General features: G+C 65.0%; 13 protein-coding genes and 1 pseudogene. 10 read left to right on the top strand and 4 right to left on the bottom strand.

All coding sequences use genetic code 11. The annotated features are described in order from the left end of the window. Window positions 1-64 precede the first annotated feature (64 nt). A complete protein-coding gene (locus BLT03_RS01410) occupies window positions 65-1318 on the top strand; it encodes a phosphoribosylamine--glycine ligase (RefSeq protein ID WP_245711187.1) in 1254 nt (417 codons plus the stop codon). A 93-nt stretch (window positions 1319-1411) separates the two neighbouring features. Beyond that, the gene (locus BLT03_RS01415; protein ID WP_092739568.1) at window positions 1412-2884 is read left to right on the top strand and encodes an iron-containing redox enzyme family protein; all 1473 of its coding nucleotides are present in this window, start codon (window positions 1412-1414) and stop codon (window positions 2882-2884) included. A gap of 3 nt (window positions 2885-2887) precedes the next feature. Here BLT03_RS01415 and BLT03_RS01420 read toward each other — a convergent pair whose 3' ends face one another. The 3 genes from BLT03_RS01420 to rpoN form a co-directional block, all read right to left on the bottom strand. Beyond that, the gene (locus BLT03_RS01420) at window positions 2888-3334 is read right to left on the bottom strand and encodes a hypothetical protein (RefSeq protein WP_092739570.1); all 447 of its coding nucleotides are present in this window, start codon (window positions 3332-3334) and stop codon (window positions 2888-2890) included. Between the two features lie 256 nt (window positions 3335-3590). Then, the gene (locus tag BLT03_RS25065) at window positions 3591-4115 is read right to left on the bottom strand and encodes a KGG domain-containing protein (protein ID WP_353615271.1); all 525 of its coding nucleotides are present in this window, start codon (window positions 4113-4115) and stop codon (window positions 3591-3593) included. A 34-nt stretch (window positions 4116-4149) separates the two neighbouring features. Next, entirely contained in the window at window positions 4150-5520 is a 1371-nt protein-coding gene (gene rpoN, locus BLT03_RS01430; protein ID WP_092739573.1) for an RNA polymerase factor sigma-54, read from the bottom strand. A 295-nt stretch (window positions 5521-5815) separates the two neighbouring features. On the opposite strand from rpoN, the gene BLT03_RS01435 reads away from it, so the two are divergent. The 7 genes and pseudogenes from BLT03_RS01435 (at window position 5816) to BLT03_RS01465 (ending at window position 17907) form a co-directional block, all read left to right on the top strand. Further along, a complete protein-coding gene (locus BLT03_RS01435; RefSeq protein WP_175537624.1) occupies window positions 5816-6895 on the top strand; it encodes a hybrid sensor histidine kinase/response regulator in 1080 nt (359 codons plus the stop codon). 81 nt (window positions 6896-6976) lie between these two features. Next, entirely contained in the window at window positions 6977-8371 is a 1395-nt protein-coding gene (locus BLT03_RS01440; RefSeq protein ID WP_092739577.1) for a sigma-54-dependent transcriptional regulator, read from the top strand. A gap of 396 nt (window positions 8372-8767) precedes the next feature. Then, window positions 8768-13387: a PAS domain S-box protein gene (locus BLT03_RS01445; protein WP_092739579.1), complete on the top strand. Its 4620-nt coding sequence runs from the start codon at window positions 8768-8770 to the stop codon at window positions 13385-13387. 249 nt (window positions 13388-13636) lie between these two features. After that, window positions 13637-14485, top strand: coding sequence for an NAD(+) synthase (gene nadE / locus BLT03_RS01450; protein ID WP_092739581.1), 849 nt, complete (start codon window positions 13637-13639; stop codon window positions 14483-14485). Between the two features lie 130 nt (window positions 14486-14615). Beyond that, window positions 14616-16618 (top strand): annotated as a pseudogene (cyoB, locus tag BLT03_RS01455) (cytochrome o ubiquinol oxidase subunit I). A 111-nt stretch (window positions 16619-16729) separates the two neighbouring features. Then, window positions 16730-17632, top strand: a complete 903-nt coding sequence (locus BLT03_RS01460; protein ID WP_092739583.1) for an SDR family oxidoreductase — start codon at window positions 16730-16732, stop codon at window positions 17630-17632. After that, window positions 17629-17907, top strand: coding sequence for a hypothetical protein (locus tag BLT03_RS01465; RefSeq protein WP_092739585.1), 279 nt, complete (start codon window positions 17629-17631; stop codon window positions 17905-17907). The genes BLT03_RS01460 and BLT03_RS01465 overlap by 4 nt, the downstream gene beginning before the upstream one ends. Before the next feature lie 67 nt (window positions 17908-17974). Here the strand turns inward: BLT03_RS01465 and BLT03_RS01470 are convergent, their stop codons facing one another. Further along, complete coding sequence (locus tag BLT03_RS01470) at window positions 17975-18544, bottom strand: CinA family protein (protein ID WP_092739587.1); 570 nt, start codon at window positions 18542-18544, stop codon at window positions 17975-17977. A gap of 241 nt (window positions 18545-18785) precedes the next feature. Between BLT03_RS01470 and BLT03_RS01475 the strand changes: the two genes are divergently transcribed. Beyond that, the gene (locus BLT03_RS01475; protein WP_092739589.1) at window positions 18786-19724 is read left to right on the top strand and encodes a manganese catalase family protein; all 939 of its coding nucleotides are present in this window, start codon (window positions 18786-18788) and stop codon (window positions 19722-19724) included. The last annotated feature ends 19 nt before the right edge of the window (window positions 19725-19743 follow it).

Below are 19743 nucleotides of genomic sequence, written 5' to 3' on the forward strand. Positions count from 1 at the left end.
TGGCCAGACCAATGATCTGGCCGCCATGTACGAAGGGCTGCAGCGCCGGGGCCATGAGGTCCGGGTGGTGATCGAAGACCCCGCCTGCCATGACGTTTTCGAAGGCATCCTGCAGCGGGCGCAAGGATGGGACACCGAGCTGGGCTGGGTCAAAGCCGCCGGAGACGATGGCATGGTCCTGTTCGAGTCCGCCACCCAGGGCGAATTGCAGGACGCATTGCGCGCCGAAGGCTTTCAAGTCATTGGTGGCAGCGCGTTGGGTGACCGTCTGGAAGCAGACCGTACATTCGGACAAGACGTGCTGAAAGCCGCGGGCTTGCAAGTTGCGCAATGCCATCGGTTCACCAGCTACGAAGCGGGCATTTCTTTTCTGCTGCGGCGTCCCGCGCGGTATGTCTTGAAATTCAACGGTGCATCCAGCGAGCGCACGCGCAACTATGTGGGGCAGTCCCGCGATGGTGCTGACGTGAACGCCCTGTTGTCCATGTACGCCGGCCAGCGAAACGCCACAGTAGAAGCTGGCACGGAAGCCATCGATTTCGTTCTGATGGATTTCATCGACGGCATCGAGGTGGGCGTTGGTGGCTACTTCAACGGCCATGATTTCCTCGAGCCGGTGTGCGTCGATTTCGAGCACAAACGCTTTTTCCCGGGCGATCTGGGTGAACTCACTGGCGAGATGGGCACCATCGTTAGTTATCGCCAAAGCGGGCGCCTGTACGAAACGGTGCTTCGCCCGTTGGCGCCGATGTTGCGTGAGGGCGGCTACTGCGGCTACATCAACATCAACCTCATCGCGAATGAGAACGGGCTGTGGCCCCTGGAATTCACCTGTCGGTTCGGCTACCCGGGCTTTGCGATCTGCGAGGCGCTGCACACCGACCCATGGGAAACCATCTTTCGCCGAATGCTTCGCCGGGACAGCCTGCGTTTCGGCACCAAAGATGGCTTCGCTTGCGGCGTGGTACTCACGGTTCCGCCCTTCCCTTACCGGCACGGCTATGCGGCGCTGTCGAAAGGCCTGCCGATCTTTCTCGATCCTGCCATGACAGCGCAGCAGCGCGAGCACCTCCATTTCGCCGAAGTAGCGTTGCGCGAGGGTCAGCTGGTGGCCAGCGGCTCGTGCGGATACCTGGGTGTTGCCACGGGCCTGGGCGTTACGGTTGCCGACGCCAATCGGGCAGCGCTCGAACTGGTGCGCAAAGTGCTGGTGCCCAACCTGCGGTATCGCACAGACATCGGTGCGCGGTTGTCGGGCGGCGAGTTGCAGCGGCTGCGCTCGTGGGGATGGCTGCAAGGCGCACCAGAGATGGCGTAGGACCTCGCCGACCGGGTGTTGCGCCATCTGGAGGTAGCTCGTGCGCACCCCGCGCCGCAGCATGAATTCATTCATTCAGCCCACCGCTACCAAATGCTCGCGCAAAAACTCCAACCGCTCAACGCTCTCAGCCCGTCCATTGCCAGTTCAGCCGATCGCTTGGCCAACGAACCGTTGGCCGCACCCGCAAGCCCTTATCGCCAGCTTTACGAGTCGCTGCTGACACCCGTCCCGACGGCACAAGCCCGAGAGCAAAGCGCGCAATGGCTGCGCCAGCTCATCGAAGAAAGCAAAGACACGCCGTGCGGCCTCTGCGACGAGCCGCAGGACTTGAACGCCTGGTCCCGAGACAACGCGCAGTCGGTGGCCCAGCGTTATCAAAGCTATCTGGATGCACGGCGCGCAGGGGGCGAGCGCCAATACTTTCGCAATCGCGCGCATGCGCTGCACTTCCTGGCGGCGGTGGCACCTACGAAATTGGTGGACGGCTCCTGGCTTTACGGCATCGCACTCCATCCGGCCAGCGAACGGCTGCGGCCTTTGCTGCAGACCTATCTGGAAGAACTGGGCGATGGCGTGCCGCACAAGAACCATGTGACGCTCTATCGGCAACTGATGCGTCGGCATGGCTTGCAGCAGGACTTAGCGCTCGACGACGTCCACTATCTGCAGGGCGCGGTGCAGCTCGCCCTGGGATGGAATGCGGAGCAGTTTCTGCCAGAGGTGATCGGTTTCAACCTGGGTTACGAACAACTGCCTTTGCATTTGCTCATCACCGCTTATGAACTCAACGAGCTAGGCATCGACCCCTACTACTTCACGCTCCACGTGACGGTAGACAACAGCGACAGCGGGCATGCATGGCAAGCCTGCGAAGCCGTATTGAAAATGCTGGAAGTACAGGCCGACCCGGAAAACTTCTGGAAGCGCGTGCAGGCAGGCGCCAGATTGGGCGAGTTGGGACGCGGTACGCGCGAAGTCATCGAAGCCTTCGATGTCAGAGCCGAGGTGGTCAGAATCTTCGAGCGCAAGGCTCCCGCAGGAGCCGGCATGCATTCGGACTACTGCCGCATTGGTGGCCACACCGTGAATGAGTGGCTCGGCCCGCAAGGCGATGTCGATGCGCTGCTGGATGCTCTCGAGGCAAGCGGGTGGATCAAGCTGGGTGCTCCCGTCACGCAGAGCCGGTTCTGGAATCTGCTGCAGGGCGAGCGTGCCGAGATGTTTGGCGTTTTCACTCCCTATGAACTGCAGGTGATCCATGACTGGATCCGCGGTGACGACAGCCGCGACGGGCAAGACTACGCACAGCCTGCCTCCGCGAACCAGACGCGCCGATTGCCGTCGTTCAGGGCCCTGGCTCGCCACCGGGCAGGTGCCCACACGGCAAGTGCCACAGAGCCGACCTTGGACCCGGAACTCAGCCGGTTCAAAGAACGCCTTCAATCGCTGGAGGGGGATGCGCGGCGGCAACTTCTTGCGGCCCATCTGTCGCCGGCCACCCACTGGACGTCCACAGGGCTGCTGGCGACCCGACTCTTCATCAGCGAAGGCTGGGCCGAATAAGGCCTACATCGGCGCAGGCAGTTGAAGCATCGAAGGATCGGTGCCGACCGCATTCAGCCGTCCATCGCCGCCAATGCGAAAGTGCGCATTCGCGCCGGTGGCAAGGGCCAGGTAGGCAGAAAAGCAGTGCGCAGGCAGCACCAGCGTGCCGATGGCATCGGTGTCGGTCAGTTCAAACCCGGCAGGCTCCACGGGGTCGCCCAGCGTGAAGCCGATCAGCAGCATCGGTCCCAGCCCCGCCACCTTGGCGCCGACGAGTTCGATGCAGCCCACGGCCTGCTCCACGGTCCATCCTGAATTGGAATAGGCGGCATGCCCGCTCAACGCGATGGTTCGCACGCCACGCACTTTGACCACGCTGTATTGCTCCCATGCCGGAGCCAGATTGAGGGGAGAGAACTGCTGAAAGAGCCCGCGATGGCGCGGGGCCCGGGTGGGGTAATTGCTCATCGAAAATGCCTTTATGAATGCACCAGATGCATCCCTGTTTGCGAAACCATCGCAACCAGGCTTTTGCATCTGCAATGCATCGATAGGGCAAGCGGCGTGCCTGACCGGCAGGCACTAGAGCAAGGCCTTCAGCCGGCCGGCGGGATGACAGCCGGGCACTGTCGATCACCGTTCGGCTGAAGGCGCTCCACGGGTCTGGCAGGGCAGCAGATGCAGCACACAGCTGCTAAAGCTGTGCGCCGCGCCCTGCCATCCATCAACGGCCCATATGGCTCTGGCTTCCCGCAGCTGCGTGCTGCTCGCTGCTGCCGCCACGGGTGGATGCCCCACCGCCCGTGCGGGCGGCATTGCGGCTGCCATGGCTCTTGGCCCCTGCAGCGCGAGCCTCTTCCGAGGTGAACTCGTGCGCAGTGCCTTTCTGATGGGCGGCCTGCCCTCCCTTGCTCGAAATTGCTCGCTGCTTTTCCGGGTCCATGGCGGCGAAACCACGACTGCGTCGAGGTGCGTTGGACGGGTCGGCTTGGTTGGCTTGGTTGGCCATCTGGATACTCCTTGAATAAGCTCCCATGGAGGGGAGCGTCCCGGGCCCGTGACGAATCGGGCGTATGGGATAGGAGGCAATCGACATGCCCAATCCAAAGTAAGTGTTTTGCGCGTTTTCAGGCAGTAGCAGCGCTGTAGGCGCGTTAACGCCGGTAAAAGCCTTTTCGATGCCGCAAAAATTTCCTTGCTGCATCACCGCTGGTTCAAACACTCCAACCCTTAGATTTTCTCGTCGCATCGCAGCGGCGCGAAAGTGGGCGGCGGTTGTTCGATCACGCGCTTTTATGCCGTTCAGGCGCCGCAGAAATCCGCAGGGCTTGCCGGTATTTGGTCACTGTCCGCCGGGCCACCGAAAACCCCTGTTGGGCCAGCAGGCCGGCGATCTCGGCGTCGGACAAAGCATGCGACGGCGACTCGGCGGCAATCAGTTCGGCAACGAGTTCCTTGACCGCAGCCGGCGCGCAACTGTTGCCATTGCGGGTGGACAGGCCGCGCGAGAAAAAGTACTTGAGTTCGTGCAGGCCGAACGGCGTGGCGATGAACTTGTTGTTGGTCACGCGCGATACCGTGGATTCATGCACCCCCACCTCCTCCGCGATCTGTTGCAGCTTCAACGGCTTGAGCGCGAGCGGGCCGTATTCGAAGAAGGCTTGCTGATGCCGCCCGATCGCGCGGGCCACGGCAAGAATCGTCGCGAAGCGCTGCGACACATTGCCGACCAGCCAGCGGGCTTCCTGCAGGCAGGCGCTGAGCGCAGCACTTTCTGCGCTGCGCTTGCGCTGCTGGAACATCCTTGCATAGGCGGAGTGCACGCGAAGGCGCGGCATGACGGCATCGTTCAGCACCATCTGCCATCCTCTGCCGCTGCGCACCGCGAGCACATCGGGCACCGCGAAGGGCACATCGTCTTGCTGAAAAGCCTGGCCCGGGCTGGGGTTCAGCGTGCGAATCTGCGCGCACACCGCAGCGGCCTGATCGCGCGACACGCCCAATGCTGCCGACAGCCGCGAGGGATCACGCAGCGCGACAGCCTTCAGATGGCTTTCGATCGCGCGCCGCGCCAGATCGCGGGTCTCACCGCAGTCGATCGTGTGCAACTGCAACAGCAGGCAATGCTGGAGATCGGTGGCGGCCACGCCTGCAGGGTCCAGCGCCTGCACGCGGCGCCACGCGATGCGGATTTCATCGGCATCCGGCTTCGGCAACAGCGCCATCGCCTCGACCGCTTCTTCGATCTCTTCGATTCCGCCACGCAGGTAGCCATCATCATCCAGCGATTCCACCACCGCCCGCGCCAGCAGCAGGTCTCGGTCCGGAAGCCGCAGCAGAGCCAGCTGGCCGTGCAGATGGGCGCGCAACGAGACGGGTACTGCTGAGCGCTCCCACGCACTCTCGCCATCCGCATCGGAGAAGCTCACCGAACCGCTTCCGCCGGACAGGCTCCAATCGCTCAACGGCATTGCGGGCACATCCGGCAACGCTTCTGCCTCATCCGATTCCAACAACGGATTGGTCTCCAAAGCCTCACGCACGGCGCGCGCGAAATCCTGTGAAGACATCTGCAGCAGGCGCACCGCTTGCTGTAAACGGGGTGAGGCGCTCTGACTGAGGGCAGCAGAGGTACTCAGGCTTAGCTGGTTCATTGCAGGTCCGTTGGTCGATGGTTATCCAGGCTTTAAAGCAAGGCATATGCCACAGACACAGATCAGTCAGAGACAGCCGGCAAGCCGCAGAAATGCCGTAAAACCAGGGACAACCCTGAGGAACGGGTCAGTAGCCAACGCTTCGAAACGGTAGAGATTGCGGCAATTGCTGCCGTTTTGGAAAATCGGCCGGCTGTCGCGATGCTTTGCCAGCAGCGCTGGCTGGCACGCCGCATGCCGCATGCCCGACAGCCGCAAGCGCTATTGAGGAATGGACATTCCAGCCACCGCCATCATGAAAAACATCCCAACATCCACGCCGGTGCCGAATCACTCTTACGACGCACCGTCGCTTTCCATGTCCGGGTTGGGCCACGAATTCCGTACCCCCCTGGGCGCGCTGTCCGCTGCGCTCGAAGTGATCTCGCTGGCGGGAAGCAACACGCAAGTGCGAAGCGAAGCCTGTGCGGTCGCCGTGCGCCAGACGCGGCACCTTTCGCAAATGGTGGATGACCTGCAAGACGTGCTCGCCGCCCGGGAAGGCCGTCTGGCGTTGCGTGCCGTGGCGCTGGATTTTTCGGAACTGGTGCGGTCCACGTGGGAAAGCGTTTTGGACCCTGTCGACGGGGATTCGTGCACCCAGCACATCGCCCCGAACCTGCGCGTCATGGCCGACCCGCGCCTGCTGCGCAAGGCGATCGAGCAGATCTTCCTGCGGGCCAAGAAGGCCGCGGCGTCGGGCCTGCGCATGGACCTTTCGGTCACCGCACAAGGCGAAGAAATCTGTCTGCAGATCAAAGGCGACCAGAAACAGCCGCCCGAAGCACGGAAAGGCCCACCCTTCGATATCCGTGTGCTGACAGGCACCCATGTGAGCTTGCTCGATCTGCTCGCCGACGATGTGATCGAACTGCATGGCGGGCGCATCGCTGCGGCCGACGAAGGCGGCAACCCGTCCCTCTGGCTGCCGTGCTGGGACGATGCGCCCAGACGCCCCGCCAGGCAGCAGCACTCCACCGTGCTGGTGGCCATGAACGATCCCGACGACCGGCAAGCGGTGGCGCACGCGTTGGAGCTGCAGGGTTACCGCATCCTGGAAAACTCGGAAAAAAAGCCCCCCCTGGAAGTGCTGTTGCAGACCGTTCCCGGCTTGGTGGTGGCGGACGCCGCTCCCGCCGACACCGCGCGCCAGCTGGCAGAAGCCGCGCGCGAGGCGGGTTATGCAGGGCGCATGGTGGCCATTGCGCCTGCAGAAGCGGCCGGCCAGCCGGCATTGGATCAAGGTGCGGCAAAACGGGCTGGCTTCGATGCATGGGCTGATTGGAACGAATGGCAACGGGCCATCGCGCAAGGCATGGACCACGACCGCCACTGAGCCGTACTTTCGTTTACAGACGGCTGGGCCATCCCCGCCAATAATTCCCCTTTTTTCAAATTCTTACTTGGGGAGTTCCGCATGGCCCATGCCTTGGTCGTCGAAGACGACGCAGACTCCGCGCGCATGCTGGCGAGCCTGTTGCACACAGGCGGATTCACGGCCGCAACAGCATCTTCGCTCAGGGATGCACGCCGGCAGATCGCGCTGCAGCGTCCGGACATCGTTCTGCTGGACCTGCAGCTTCCAGACGGCAATGGCTTGTCGTTGTGCGAGGAAGCCGAGTTGCTGTCTTACGCCGAGGTGGTGCTGATCACGGGCCATGCCAGCCTCGATACCTCGATCCAGGCGCTGCGCCTTGGCGCGGCCGATTACCTGATCAAGCCGGTGGATACCCGGCGATTGCATGCGGTGCTGTCCCGGGCCCGCTCCCCTTCCACGCTGCAAGCTGAAATCCAGGACATGCGCCGGCAGTGGGAGGCCACGGGCCGCTTCGGCCACCTGCTGGGGCGCTCGCCCATCATGCGCGAGGTGTACGAGCAGATCGCCTGCGTGGCCGGCACTTCGGTGTCGGTGTTTGTGACCGGCGAAAGCGGTTCGGGCAAGGAACTGGTCGCGCGCACCTTGCACGACCTCAGCCGCCGCCGCGAGGGGCCTTTCCTGGCGGTGAATTGCGGCGCCATTTCGCCCCAGTTGATCGAAAGCGAAATCTTCGGCCACGAGCGCGGCAGCTTCACCGGCGCGGAGCGCCAGCACCTGGGATTTTTCGAACGGGCCAACGGCGGCACGCTCTTCCTGGACGAAATCACCGAGATGCCGCTGGAGCTGCAGGTGAAGCTCTTGCGCGTGCTCGAAACCGGCACTTTCATGCGTGTGGGCTCGACCGAAGCACGGCACACCGATGTGCGCATCGTGGCGGCCAGCAACCGCGATCTGGCGCAGGCGGTGGCCGAGGGAGCACTGCGCGAAGACCTGCTCTATCGCCTGAACGTGTTTCCGCTGCACCTGCCGCCGCTGCGCGAGCGGCTGGAAGACCTGCCCCTACTGGCACAGCATTTTCTGGACGACATCGCAGCGCGCGAAGGTGGGCGCAAGACGCTCACGCCCGCCGCGCTGGAGCGGCTGTCGCAGTACCGCTGGCCCGGCAATGTGCGCGAACTGCGCAACGTGCTGCAGCGCGCTTTCGTGATGACGCAGGAAGGCCCCGTGACCGAACGGTGGCTGCCGCGCGACCTGGTGCCGATGCAGTCCGAAGCGGAGGCTCCGGCAGTTTCCATGGCAGCGCCAGTTGGCGATTCGGCGAGCCCCGCAGAGCTGCGCATTCCGCTGGGCAGTTCGCTGGCCGAGGTGGAACGCTTGCTGATCCTTGCCACGTTCGCGCACTGCGGGCAGCGGCGCGAGCAGACCGCGGCCATGCTGGGCATCAGCATGAAGACCCTCTACAACCGGCTGAAGGAATACGGCGCAGGCGCCTGACGCCCCAAAAGCATCACAGATACCTGCAAGCGCTGCGGTGCAGCTGCTGCGGCAGCCTTGCAGGGACTGCACTCAGCCGTGACGGTCTTCAGCCGGTGCCTCCATGGCCCGCCTCCCTCCTTCATCCGCGCGCCTTTGACTCCGCCGCTGAATGCCTGGATCCATTGCGCAGGCATCACGCACCAGGCATCCCACAGCACAGCGCCGCGTCACCATCGCACCAGGCGTACACGCACCCACCCACGCAATCCCACTGCCGGGTGCGAGAAACACGGACAAACATGCCACGCCCAACCGGGCATGCTGCGTGCCCTAAGCCATCCATCCGGCGCCTTTTTCCGGATGGAATCGATGCTGCCGCCATCGATAATTGGCGCTCACGAGAAAGATCGAACCATGGATGAACCGCAAACCAATCCCGACGAAGCCGAAGAACGGGAGGCAGAAACGCTGGACAACGTGGTGCCCACGCGGGGATACCACATGCTGCCTCTCATCGGCATCGGGGGATCGGCGGGCGGCATCCCTGCCCTGCAGGCTTTTCTTCAGGCGATGCCTGCCAACCCCGGGCTGGCCTTCGTGGTCATCCTGCACCTCTCGCCACAACACGACAGCGAACTGGCCGAGATCCTGCAGCGGTCCACCACCATGCGGGTCGTGCAGGTGCGGGAGACCTGCAAGGTGCAAGCCGACACGGTGTATGTCATTCCGCCCGGCAAGGCCTTGCGCACCTACGACGGCTTCCTGCAGCTGGCCGAGTTGCCCACGCAGCGCCACCGCCATGTGGCCGTGGACCTTTTCTTTCGCACGCTGGCCGACACCTACGGGCCGCACGCCACGGCCATCGTGCTCTCCGGTCTGGATGGCGACGGCGCCATCGGCATCAAGCGCATCAAGGAGCGCGGCGGCCTGACCATCGCGCAGGACCCCGACCAGGCCGAGCACAGCGGCATGCCCCGCGCGGCCCTGTCCACCGGCATGGTGGACTGGACGCTGCCCGCCGCCAGCATTCCCGACCGGCTGCTGGACTACTACCGCAGCGAACGCCGTATCAAGCTGCCCTCCGAAAATGGACCCCAGCCGCTGGAAGAGCGCGTGCCGCAGGGCACGGCCACCGAAGCCGCTTTGCGCGACGTGCTGATCTTCCTGCGCACGCGCACGGGGCGGGATTTCGCCTACTACAAGCGGGCCACCATCCTGCGCCGCATCGGGCGTCGCATGCAGGTCAACGGCATCGAAGACCTGCAGGGCTACCTCGACTGCCTGCGCACCCGGCCCGGCGAGGCCGGAGCGCTGCTGCAGGACCTGCTCATCAGCGTGACCAACTTCTTTCGGGACCCCGAGTGCTTCTCCGCGCTGGAGGCCCGCATCGGCGACCTGTTCGCCGGCAAGGGCCCCGGCGACACGGTGCGCGTGTGGGTGGCCGCCTGTGCCACTGGCGAAGAGGCCTATTCCATCGCCATCCTGCTGAGCGAATACGCCCGGCAGATCGATGCGGCCCCGATGATCCAGGTGTTCGCCAGCGACCTCGACGACGAAGCCATCAGCGTCGCACGCGAAGGGTTCTACCCCACGGCCATCGAGGCCGATGTGTCGGAAGAGCGGCTGCGCCGGTACTTCATGAAAGAGCACCGCGGCTACCGCATGCGGCGCGAAGTGCGCGAAATGGTGCTGTTCGCGGTGCACGACGTGCTCAAGGACTCTCCCTTCTCGCGGCTCGATCTGGTCACCTGCCGCAACCTGCTGATCTACCTCAACCGCAACGCCCAGCACCGGGTGTTCGACACCTTCCACTTCTCGCTCAAGCCGGGCGGGCTGATGTTCCTGGGCTCTTCCGAATCGGTGGAAGACAGCAGCCCCCTGTTCGCCGTGCTCGACAAGAAGCACCGCATCTACAGCCAGCGGGTCACGCCGCGCGCCGGGCTGCCGGTGCCCTCCGGCCCCGGCACGCTGGCCCTGGCGCTGGAGGCCCAGCATTCGGCCCGATCCGGCCCAGTGGTCGCCGGCCCGGCGTTCGCCGCGACGCCCTCGACCTCGCGCGACCTGCCCCATCTGGAAGGCCGTTCCAACAGCTGGGGCGACCTGCATTTCCGGTTGCTGGAAAAGATCGCGCCGCCCTCGGTGCTGATCGATGCCGAGCACGACATCGTGCACCTCTCGCCCAACGCGGGCGAATATCTGCGCTTCCAGGGCGGCGAGCCCAGCCGCAATCTGCTGCGGGCCATCCACGAAGACCTGCGCATCGAAGTGCGTGCGGCGCTGTACCAGGCCACCCAGCGCAAGATGGCCGTGGAAACACCGCCCGTGGAGATCGACAAGGGCGGCAGCGACACCGCGCTGGTGGTGCGTGTTGTGCCTGTACACGAGATGGCGCCAGGCTTTCTGCTGGTGATCATCCAGCCCGCATCGGCAGCCGTGCCGGTGCCGAACGTGCAGGTGCGCGCAACGGCCGTCACCGAGCCCCTCGCCCAGCACCTCGAGCATGAACTGGAGCGCATGAAGCTGCACCTGCGCGACACGGTCGAGCAGTACGAAGTCTCCACCGAAGAACTCAAGGCCAGCAACGAAGAGCTGCAGGCCATGAACGAAGAGCTGCGTTCGGCGACGGAAGAACTGGAAACCAGCCGCGAAGAGCTGCAATCGATCAACGAAGAGCTCACCACGGTCAACCACGAGCTCAAGACCAAGGTCGATGAACTGGGCCATTCCAACAGCGACATGCACAACCTGATGGATGCCACCGCGATCGCGACGGTGTTCCTGGACCGCGAGCTGTGCATCACCCGCTTCACGCCCTCGGCGGTCACGCTGTTCAAGCTGATCCCCTCCGACATCGGCCGCCCGCTGTCCGACCTGGCCACGCACCTCGACTACCCCGAAATGACGGCCGATGCGCGCCGCGTGCTCGAGCGGCTGGTGCCGATGGAGCGGGAGGTGGGCAAGGGCGGGGGCCAGTGGTTCCTGGTGCGCGCCCTGCCCTACCGCACGCTGGACGACCGCATTGCCGGCGTGGTGCTGACTTTCGTGGACATCACCGAGCGCAAGCACAGCCAGGAGGCGCTGCGCGTATCGCAAGAGCGCTTCAGCCTCATCGTCAGCCAGGCCGCCGCGGGGGTGATGGAGGTGTCGCTGGACGGCCGGATCGAGTTCACGAACCGCAGCTACCGCGAACTGCTGGGCTATACCGAGGCGGAGATCATCGGCATGTCGCTGCTGGATGTGGTGCACCCCGACGACCGGGCGCAAAGCGCCGCACTGTTCGACCAACTGGCCCGCCATGGCGAGCCGTTCCAGGTCGAAAAGCGCTGCCTGCGCAAGGATGGCTCGGTGCTGTGGACTTTCAACAGCGTGAGCCGCCTGTCCAACGTGCAGGGCCGTGCGGATGCCGCGCTGGTGATGTGCACCGACGTGACCGAGCGCAAGCGGGCGGAAGAGGCCCTGAGCCGCAGTGAAGAGCAACTGCGCCTCATCGTGGAGAACGCGGTCGAGTTCGCCATCTTCTCCACCGACCCGCAACTGCGGGTGACCCGCTGGAACGTGGGCGCCGAGCGGCTGCTGGGCTACACCGAAGCCGAGGTGCTGGGCCAGCCGGCGGACATCATCTTCACGGACGACGACCGTGCCCGAGGCGCGCCGCAGACCGAAGTGCGCCAGGCGCTGACGGAAGGCCGTGCCATGGACGACCGGCTGCACCGCCGCAAGGACGGCAGCACCTTCTGGGCCAGCGGCGTGCTGATGCCCATGCTCGCCAGCGGCGCGGTGGTGGGTTTCGTCAAGATCCTGCGCGACCAGAGCCGGGCGCGGCAAACCCAGGAGCAGCTGGAAATGAGCCGGGCGGAACTGGTGGAAGCCCTGCGGCAGCGCGAAGCGGCACACGGCGCGCTGGAGGCCGCCGATGCGGCCAAGGACCGCTTCCTGGCGGTGCTGTCGCACGAGCTGCGCAACCCGCTGGCATCGATCCGCAGCGCCGCGCAGGCCTTGCAGACGGCGCAGCTGGACGACCCGAGGAGAGTGCGCGCCGCCGACATTCTCGACCGGCAATCGGCCGCCATGAAGGCGCTGCTGGACGACCTGCTGGACGTCTCCCGCCTGCGGCTGGGCCGCCTGGAGCTGCGCCGTGGCCATGTGCTGCTGTCCGAGGTCATCGACATGGCGATCGAGACGACCCGGCCCGCGATCGAAGCCGGCGCACACCGGCTGGACGTCGTGCTTCCGCCGGAGCCGGTGGTGCTGGACGCCGATCTGGTGCGGCTGAGCCAGGTGCTCTCCAACCTGCTGGCCAACGCCGCCAAGTACACGCCGCAAGCCGGGCACATCGCGCTGAAGGCTACCGTGGACGGGCAGACCGTCGTCATCACGGTGACCGACAACGGCATCGGCATGGAGGCCGGCAGCATCGACGACATGTTCGGCATGTTCGTGCAGGAGACCGACGTTCCGGGTACGCGGGGCCTGGGCATCGGGCTGGCGCTGGTGCGCAGCATCGTGGAGCTGCACGGCGGCTCGGTACAAGCCACGAGCCCGGGGCGCGGCCAGGGCAGCGTCTTCACCGTGCGGCTGCCGCTGATCCAAGTGGCGCCGTCTGCCGAACCGCAGCCCCTGCCGGCGGATGAACCCGCCGAGGCCCCCCCCGGCATCGCGCCGAGGGTGCTGGTGGTGGACGACAACGCCGATGCCGCCTGGAGCATCGCCACCTTGCTGCAGATTTCGGGCTGCGAGGTCGAGACCTGTTCCGACGGCCCCTCGGCCGTGGCGGCCGCACGCCAGGCGATGCCCGATGTGGCGGTGCTGGACATCGGCATGCCGGGCATGAGCGGGCATGAGGTGGCGCGCCGGCTGCGTGCGATGCCGGGCGGCAAAGACGTGCTGCTGGTCGCGCTCACGGGCTGGGGCCAGGAAGCGGACCGGCAGGCCGCCGCCGAGGCGGGATTCGATGCGCACCTGGTCAAGCCGGTCGAGGTGAAGGAACTGATGGCGCTGATCAAGTCGTCCCAGCAAACCGGGCGGGAAGACTGACGGATCGATACCGGCCGGCAATTGCTATGTTTTTAATAGCAATAAACCGGCGTATTTATTGCGCTGGAGGCACTTTTTACCATTGGTGCCTTGGCAAACCCGAGCGCGTGCGCTGCCGGCGGCCCCGGCATTCCGGCTCTGTCCGACACCGGCTTGGTCCGGGCCGCGCCTAACTTATCCCCTTCGCCATGCCACGGCTGTGCCACTCGCTTGGCGCAGCCGTGGCCCTGCCAACCCTTCGAGGAGCCCATGAAGATGAGTGAAAGGCCCAGCCAGCAAAAGATCCTGGAATCGCTGTCGGTGCTGCGTGAGTTCGACGCGGAAACCGAACTGGAACGGCGTGTCGATTTTTTGGCGAAGTACCTCGCCCGCAGCGGTCGCCGTGCCTACGTGCTCGGCATCAGCGGGGGCGTGGATTCGCTCGTCGCCGGCTGCCTGGCGCAGCGGGCCGCGGCCCGGCGGCGCGCGGCGGGCGAGAACGCCCGCTTCATCGCCATGCGCTTGCCGTACGGCCAGCAGCACGACGAGGCCGAGGCAGCGCGCTGCATCGAGTTCATCGCGCCCGACGAGGTGCACACCGTGGACATCCGCCCTTCGGTGGATGCCCTGCAGCAGGCGCTCATCGCCGCGGGCGTGGACCTGGGCGATGCCAAGGCGGCGGATTTTCTGGTGGGAAACATCAAGGCCCGGGCCCGCATGGTGGCGCAGTACGCCGTTGCCGGGGCCAACGCGGGGATCGTCATCGGGACGGACCACGCGGCGGAGGCGCTGATGGGCTTCTTCACCAAGCACGGCGATGGCGCCGCCGACGTGCTGCCGCTGGCCGGCCTGAACAAACGGCGCGTGCGCGCCGTGGGTTTCGCCCTGGGCGCGCCGCGCGATCTGGTGATGAAGGTGCCCACGGCCGATCTGGAAACGCTGGCGCCCCAGCGGCCGGATGAAGACGCCTTCGGGGTGAACTACGAAACCATCGACGATTTCCTGGAAGGCAAGCCGGTGGACCGCGAGGCCGAAAAGATCATCGTGAACACCTACTTGGCTAGCGCCCACAAGCGCGACCCAGCCGCCACGCCCACGATCGCCCGTTCCGGCCCTTGAGCGGAGGGTCGGCGCCGGCCTCGACCGGCGCGGGCCAGTGCCAGGCAGGCACGCAGTTTGCCGAGGGTTCGCCGAGTTCAGGCGCCGCATTCGCTGCGGCGCCCCATCCCTTGGACCTTGACGGACAACCATGCCCGAAATGCACGACCTCGCCCAGCTCGTCCTGGGCCGCCTCACGCTGGAGGCCATTCCTTTTCACGAGCCCATCCTGCTCTACACCTTCATCGTCGTGGCGGCGATGGGCGCGGCGCTATTGGGGGCGCTGACGTATTTCAAGCTGTGGGGCCGGCTGTGGCGCGACTGGTTCACCAGCATCGACCACAAGCGCATCGGCATCATGTACATGGTGCTGGGCCTGGTCATGCTGCTGCGGGGCTTTTCCGACGCCGTGATGATGCGGCTGCAGCAGGCGGTCGCGGTCGGCGGGGCCGAAGGGTATCTGCCGCCGCACCACTACGACCAGATCTTCACGGCGCACGGCGTGATCATGATCTTCTTCGTGGCGATGCCGCTGGTTACGGGCCTCATGAACTACGTGGTGCCGCTGCAGATCGGCGCGCGCGACGTGGCCTTCCCGTTCCTCAACAACTTCAGCTTCTGGATGACCGCGGGCGGCGCCATTCTGGTGATGGCGTCGCTCTTCGTGGGGGAGTTCGCGCGCACGGGCTGGCTGGCCTATCCACCGCTGTCCGGCATCCTGTTCAGCCCGGGCGTGGGGGTGGACTATTACCTGTGGTCGCTCCAGATCGCCGGGGTGGGATCGCTGCTGTCGGGCATCAACCTGATCGTCACCATCGTGAAGATGCGCGCGCCCGGCATGGGTCTGATGAAGATGCCGATCTTCACCTGGACCTCGCTGTGCACCAACGTGCTGATCGTCGCTGCCTTCCCGGTGCTGACGGCCGTGCTGGGCCTGCTCACGCTGGACCGCTATGTGGGCACGAATTTCTTCACCAACGACTTCGGCGGCAATCCGATGATGTACATCAACCTCATCTGGATCTGGGGCCACCCGGAGGTGTACATCCTGATCCTGCCCGCCTTCGGCATCTTCTCGGAAGTGGTCGCCACGTTCACCCGCAAGAAGCTGTTCGGCTATGCCTCGATGGTCTATGCCACGGTGGTGATCACCATCCTGTCGTACCTCGTGTGGCTGCACCACTTCTTCACCATGGGCTCGGGCGCCAGCGTGAACTCGTTCTTCGGCATCACGACCATGATCATCTCGATCCCGACCGGGGCGAAGATCTTCAACTGGCTGTTCACCATGTACAAGGGCCGCATCCAGTTCGAAGTGCCCATGCTGTGGACCGTCGGCTTCATGGTGACCTTCGTCATCGGCGGCATGACCGGCGTGCTGCTGGCGGTGCCGTCGGCCGACTTCGTGCTGCACAACAGCCTGTTTCTGGTCGCGCACTTTCACAACGTGATCATCGGCGGGGTGCTCTTAGGCCTGTTCGCCGGCATCAACTACTGGTACCCCAAGGCGTTCGGCTACCGGCTGGACCCGTTCTGGGTCAAGTGGTCATTCTGGCTGTGGATCGTGGGGTTCTACTTCGCGATCATGCCGGGCTACGTGCTGGGGCTGATGGGCGTCACGCGCCGCATGAGCCGCTTCGAAGACCCTTCGGTTCAGATCTGGTTCCAGATTTCGGCCTTCGGCACCGCGCTCATCGCGCTGGGGATCGGCGCCTTCCTGATCCAGGTGTTCGTGAGCTACCGCCGCCGCGCCGCCCTGGCCGACACCACGGGCGACCCGTGGGGCGGCCGCACGCTGGAATGGTCCACGGCGTCGCCGCCGCCACCGTACAACTTCGCCTTCACCCCGCGGGTGCATGAATCGGATGCCTGGTACCACATGAAGGAAGCCGGCTACGAGCGCCGGTGACCGGGTTCCGCCCCATCCACATGCCGCGCAACACCTGGGCCGGCGTGGTGCTGGCGGCGCTCAGCACGCTGTGCGGCTTCGCGCTGGTCTGGTACATGTGGGCCGTCGCGGTCCTCGCGTTCCTGGGGCTGCTGATCGTGGCGGTCGTGCACACCTTCGACTACGACCGCGAGTACTACGTGAAGGCCGATGAGGTGCGGCGAATCGAAGACGAAAGAACCCAGCTGCTGGTGGGGCCGGCCTGAGGCCACCGGGGGGCTACTGCACGGCGCGCGAATTTGCTCCCATTCAGTGGCACGTGGTTTGCCGCAGTCCGGCAACGTTTAACCCCGTTGCATTCATTCGTGAGGAGCCCCGTGTCCAAAGCCGAAAAACACCTTGAGAATCAAGCCATCGTCATCACCGGCGCCTCCAGCGGCATCGGCCTGTGCACGGCGCAGCAGGCAGCGCTCCAGGGCGCACGCCTGGTGCTGGTCGCCCGCAGCGGCGACGTGCTCGAAACGCTGGAACGCGAGATCAACGCGCAGGGCGGCGACGCCGTCGCCGTGCCGGCCGACGTGTCGGACCGCGCGCAACTGGAGCGGGCCGCACTGGTCGCCATCGACCGTTTCGGCCGCATCGACACCTGGATCAACAATGCCGGCCTGTCGATCTACGGCCGGCTGGACGAAGTGGACGAGGCGGAGAGCCGGCGGCTGTTCGACATCAACTTCTGGGGCACGGTGAATGGCTCGCTCATCGCCCTGCCCTATCTCAAGCTGGTCGGCGGCACGCTGATCAATGTGGGCAGCGAAGTGTCGGACGCGGTCGTACCGCTGCAGGGCATGTATTCGGCCTCCAAGCACGCCGTCAAAGGGTTCACCGATGCCCTGCGCGTCGAGATCGAAGAGGTCGACAAGAGCGGCGTCACGGTCACGCTCATCCAGCCCACGGCGGTGAACACCCCGTTCCCGGAACACGCGCGCAACTACATGGACAAGGAACCGAAACTGCCCACGCCCATGATCGATCCGCAGCAGGTGGCAGAAGCCATCCTGGAAGCGGCCGTGCGCGGCGGCCGCGATGTGAAGGTGGGCGGCATGTCGGTGCTGAACACCACGCTGGCGAAGGTGCTGCCCTCGGTGGCCGACAAGATGTCGGCCAAGCAGGTCGAACGCCAGCAGTACGGCACGTCCCCACGCCATCCGGAAGGCGCGCTGTTTCAGCCCAGCAATTCAGGCCGCACCCACGGCAGCGTGCCCGATGGGCAGGCGCAGTGATCCGGCTGGCCGATCATCAGCACCGCGGTGTTGACGCCGCTGCCACGGCAGCCTCGCAAGACCTGACGACGCGCATCGTGACGCCGCAAGGCTGGGTGCAGGTCGATATCGATAAAGAGGCACTGCTGCGGTTGGGCGCGCACGACGAAGCGGCCAGCCTGCAGGCTACGCTGTCCCGCCATTTGCCACGCATCCATGCACTGGCGTTGCAACTTGCGTGGCGCGAACCCGGCGCCACGATTCGCATTCGGGAAGACGATATCTGGTGGCCTTAGCGGCCCCAGGAGCGCACAGCAAAATCCACGGTAAAAATTACTGCATGGCTTGGCCGCTGGCCACCACTCACTGCGCACCGGCGCCCATCGCCTGCCGGTGGTAGTGCGCGATGCGCTGCAGGGCATAGTCCGCGCTGGCCTCACGGACCTGATTGCGCGTGCCTTTGAAAACCCGGGTCTCGGCAAAGGCCTGAACGCCATCTCCGTCGCCGTTTCCGCATTTTTCTTCGCCACCTTGGCCGCCTTCTTCGCGTGGGATTTTGAACACCCAGGCGTAGCACTGCGTGCCGGGTTCGACCTCGGGATCGCAGTCGTCCGCCACACCGGTATTGGCAATGGCCAGGTTGGCATCGCTGTTGCGCAAGGCCCCTCGCGCCATGGCCAGCGCCACGGGCTCGCTGGTGAGGTTGTACTTTTCCATCAGCTCGGCCGGCACGCCCAGTTGCCGCTGTTTGGCCTTCGGGTCATACACCACGAAAGCCGATTCCAGCACCTCGCCGGCTCCCGGCGTCGCGGCTAGGCGCGAGGCGATCAGGCCTGCAGTGCAGGACTCCGCGGTCACGACCACGAGGGAATGTTGCTTCAAGTATTCGACGGTGTCGCAGTGCTTGCCTTCGGGATGGTCTGTGGAGTGCATGGTGCCCTTTGCCTTTTTCCTTTTCCGCACCGCTCTGGCGCGGTGCGTGCTGTTGTCTCGATCCGTTGAAGATAGCAACGCAGGTTCCCGGTTTTGTCGGACGGCGCCGCCAATTGGCTGGCTGCTCCCTCTCAGCCCTTCGACACACCCCATGAGCGGCACACCGCTTGCCCTGAGCCATGGGACGCCGCTTGGCGTTGTCTGTCGGTGATCCCACTGGCTCAACCCACAAGGAGCATTCATGTTTTCTCATAACAAGCGATTGCAATACACCGTTCGAATCAGCGAAACCAACCCTGGCCTGGCCAACCTGATGCTGGAGCAATTCGGCGGGCCGCAGGGCGAACTGGCCGCAGCCTGCCGCTACTTCACCCAGGCCCTGGGCGAGGATGACCCCGGCCGCAAGGACATGCTGTTCGACATTGCAACCGAAGAGCTGAGCCACCTGGAGATCATCGGTACCATCGTCGGCATGCTCAACAAGGGCGCCAAGGGCCGGCTGGCAGAAGGCGTGGAAGAGGAAGGCGAGATGTATCGGTCGATCACCGGCGCGGGCAATGACAGCCACATCACGCAGGTGCTCTACGGCGGTGGCCCTCCGTTGGTCAACTCGGCAGGCGTGCCCTGGACGGCCGCCTACATCGACACCATCGGCGAACCCACGGCCGACCTGCGGTCGAACATCGCGGCGGAGGCCCGCGCGAAGATCGTCTATGAACGCCTGATCAACCTCACCGACGACCCGGGCGTGAAAGACGCGCTGACCTTCCTGATGACGCGCGAAATCGCCCATCAGAAGTCGTTCGAGAAAGCGCTGTACGCCATCGAGCCCAACTTCCCGCCCGGCAAGCTGCCCGGCGACCCTCGCTTCACCAGCGTGTACTTCCGCATGTCGCAAGGCGAGCCCGAAGTGCGCGGCCCCTGGAACCAGGGCGAGCGTTGGAACGTGGTGCCTCTTTCGCAAGACTCCGCGCCCGTGGACGGCGGCGATGGCCTGGCCACCGTCACCCTCAATGAAATGGAAGCGCCGGCCGTCGAGCAGATGGCCGCACGCACGGCGTCTCGCACCGATGGCGACCCGACCACCGGCGCCGAGTTGGGCATGGGCGAAGACGCTGGACTGGCAGCCGACCCAGCCGGGTTGGGCACGGGCGGTATGCCCAGGCCGCTGACGGACTGAAACGGTGCTGTTGTGCTGC

The sequence above is a fragment of the Paracidovorax valerianellae genome, assembly GCF_900102625.1.
Lineage (GTDB): Bacteria > Pseudomonadota > Gammaproteobacteria > Burkholderiales > Burkholderiaceae_C > Paracidovorax > Paracidovorax valerianellae.

Excerpts from the sequence above, each read along its gene's own strand:
- BLT03_RS01415 (WP_092739568.1), top strand. The coding sequence starts at position 1,412 with ATGCTCGCGCAAAAACTCCAACCGCTCAACGCTCTCAGCCCGTCCATT.
- BLT03_RS01420 (WP_092739570.1), bottom strand. The coding sequence starts at position 3,334 with ATGAGCAATTACCCCACCCGGGCCCCGCGCCATCGCGGGCTCTTTCAG.
- BLT03_RS25065 (WP_353615271.1), bottom strand. The coding sequence starts at position 4,115 with ATGCGACGAGAAAATCTAAGGGTTGGAGTGTTTGAACCAGCGGTGATG.
- rpoN (WP_092739573.1), bottom strand. The coding sequence starts at position 5,520 with ATGAACCAGCTAAGCCTGAGTACCTCTGCTGCCCTCAGTCAGAGCGCC.
- BLT03_RS01435 (WP_175537624.1), top strand. The coding sequence starts at position 5,816 with ATGAAAAACATCCCAACATCCACGCCGGTGCCGAATCACTCTTACGAC.
- BLT03_RS01440 (WP_092739577.1), top strand. The coding sequence starts at position 6,977 with ATGGCCCATGCCTTGGTCGTCGAAGACGACGCAGACTCCGCGCGCATG.
- BLT03_RS01445 (WP_092739579.1), top strand. The coding sequence starts at position 8,768 with ATGGATGAACCGCAAACCAATCCCGACGAAGCCGAAGAACGGGAGGCA.
- nadE (WP_092739581.1), top strand. The coding sequence starts at position 13,637 with ATGAAGATGAGTGAAAGGCCCAGCCAGCAAAAGATCCTGGAATCGCTG.
- BLT03_RS01470 (WP_092739587.1), bottom strand. The coding sequence starts at position 18,544 with ATGCACTCCACAGACCATCCCGAAGGCAAGCACTGCGACACCGTCGAA.
- BLT03_RS01475 (WP_092739589.1), top strand. The coding sequence starts at position 18,786 with ATGTTTTCTCATAACAAGCGATTGCAATACACCGTTCGAATCAGCGAA.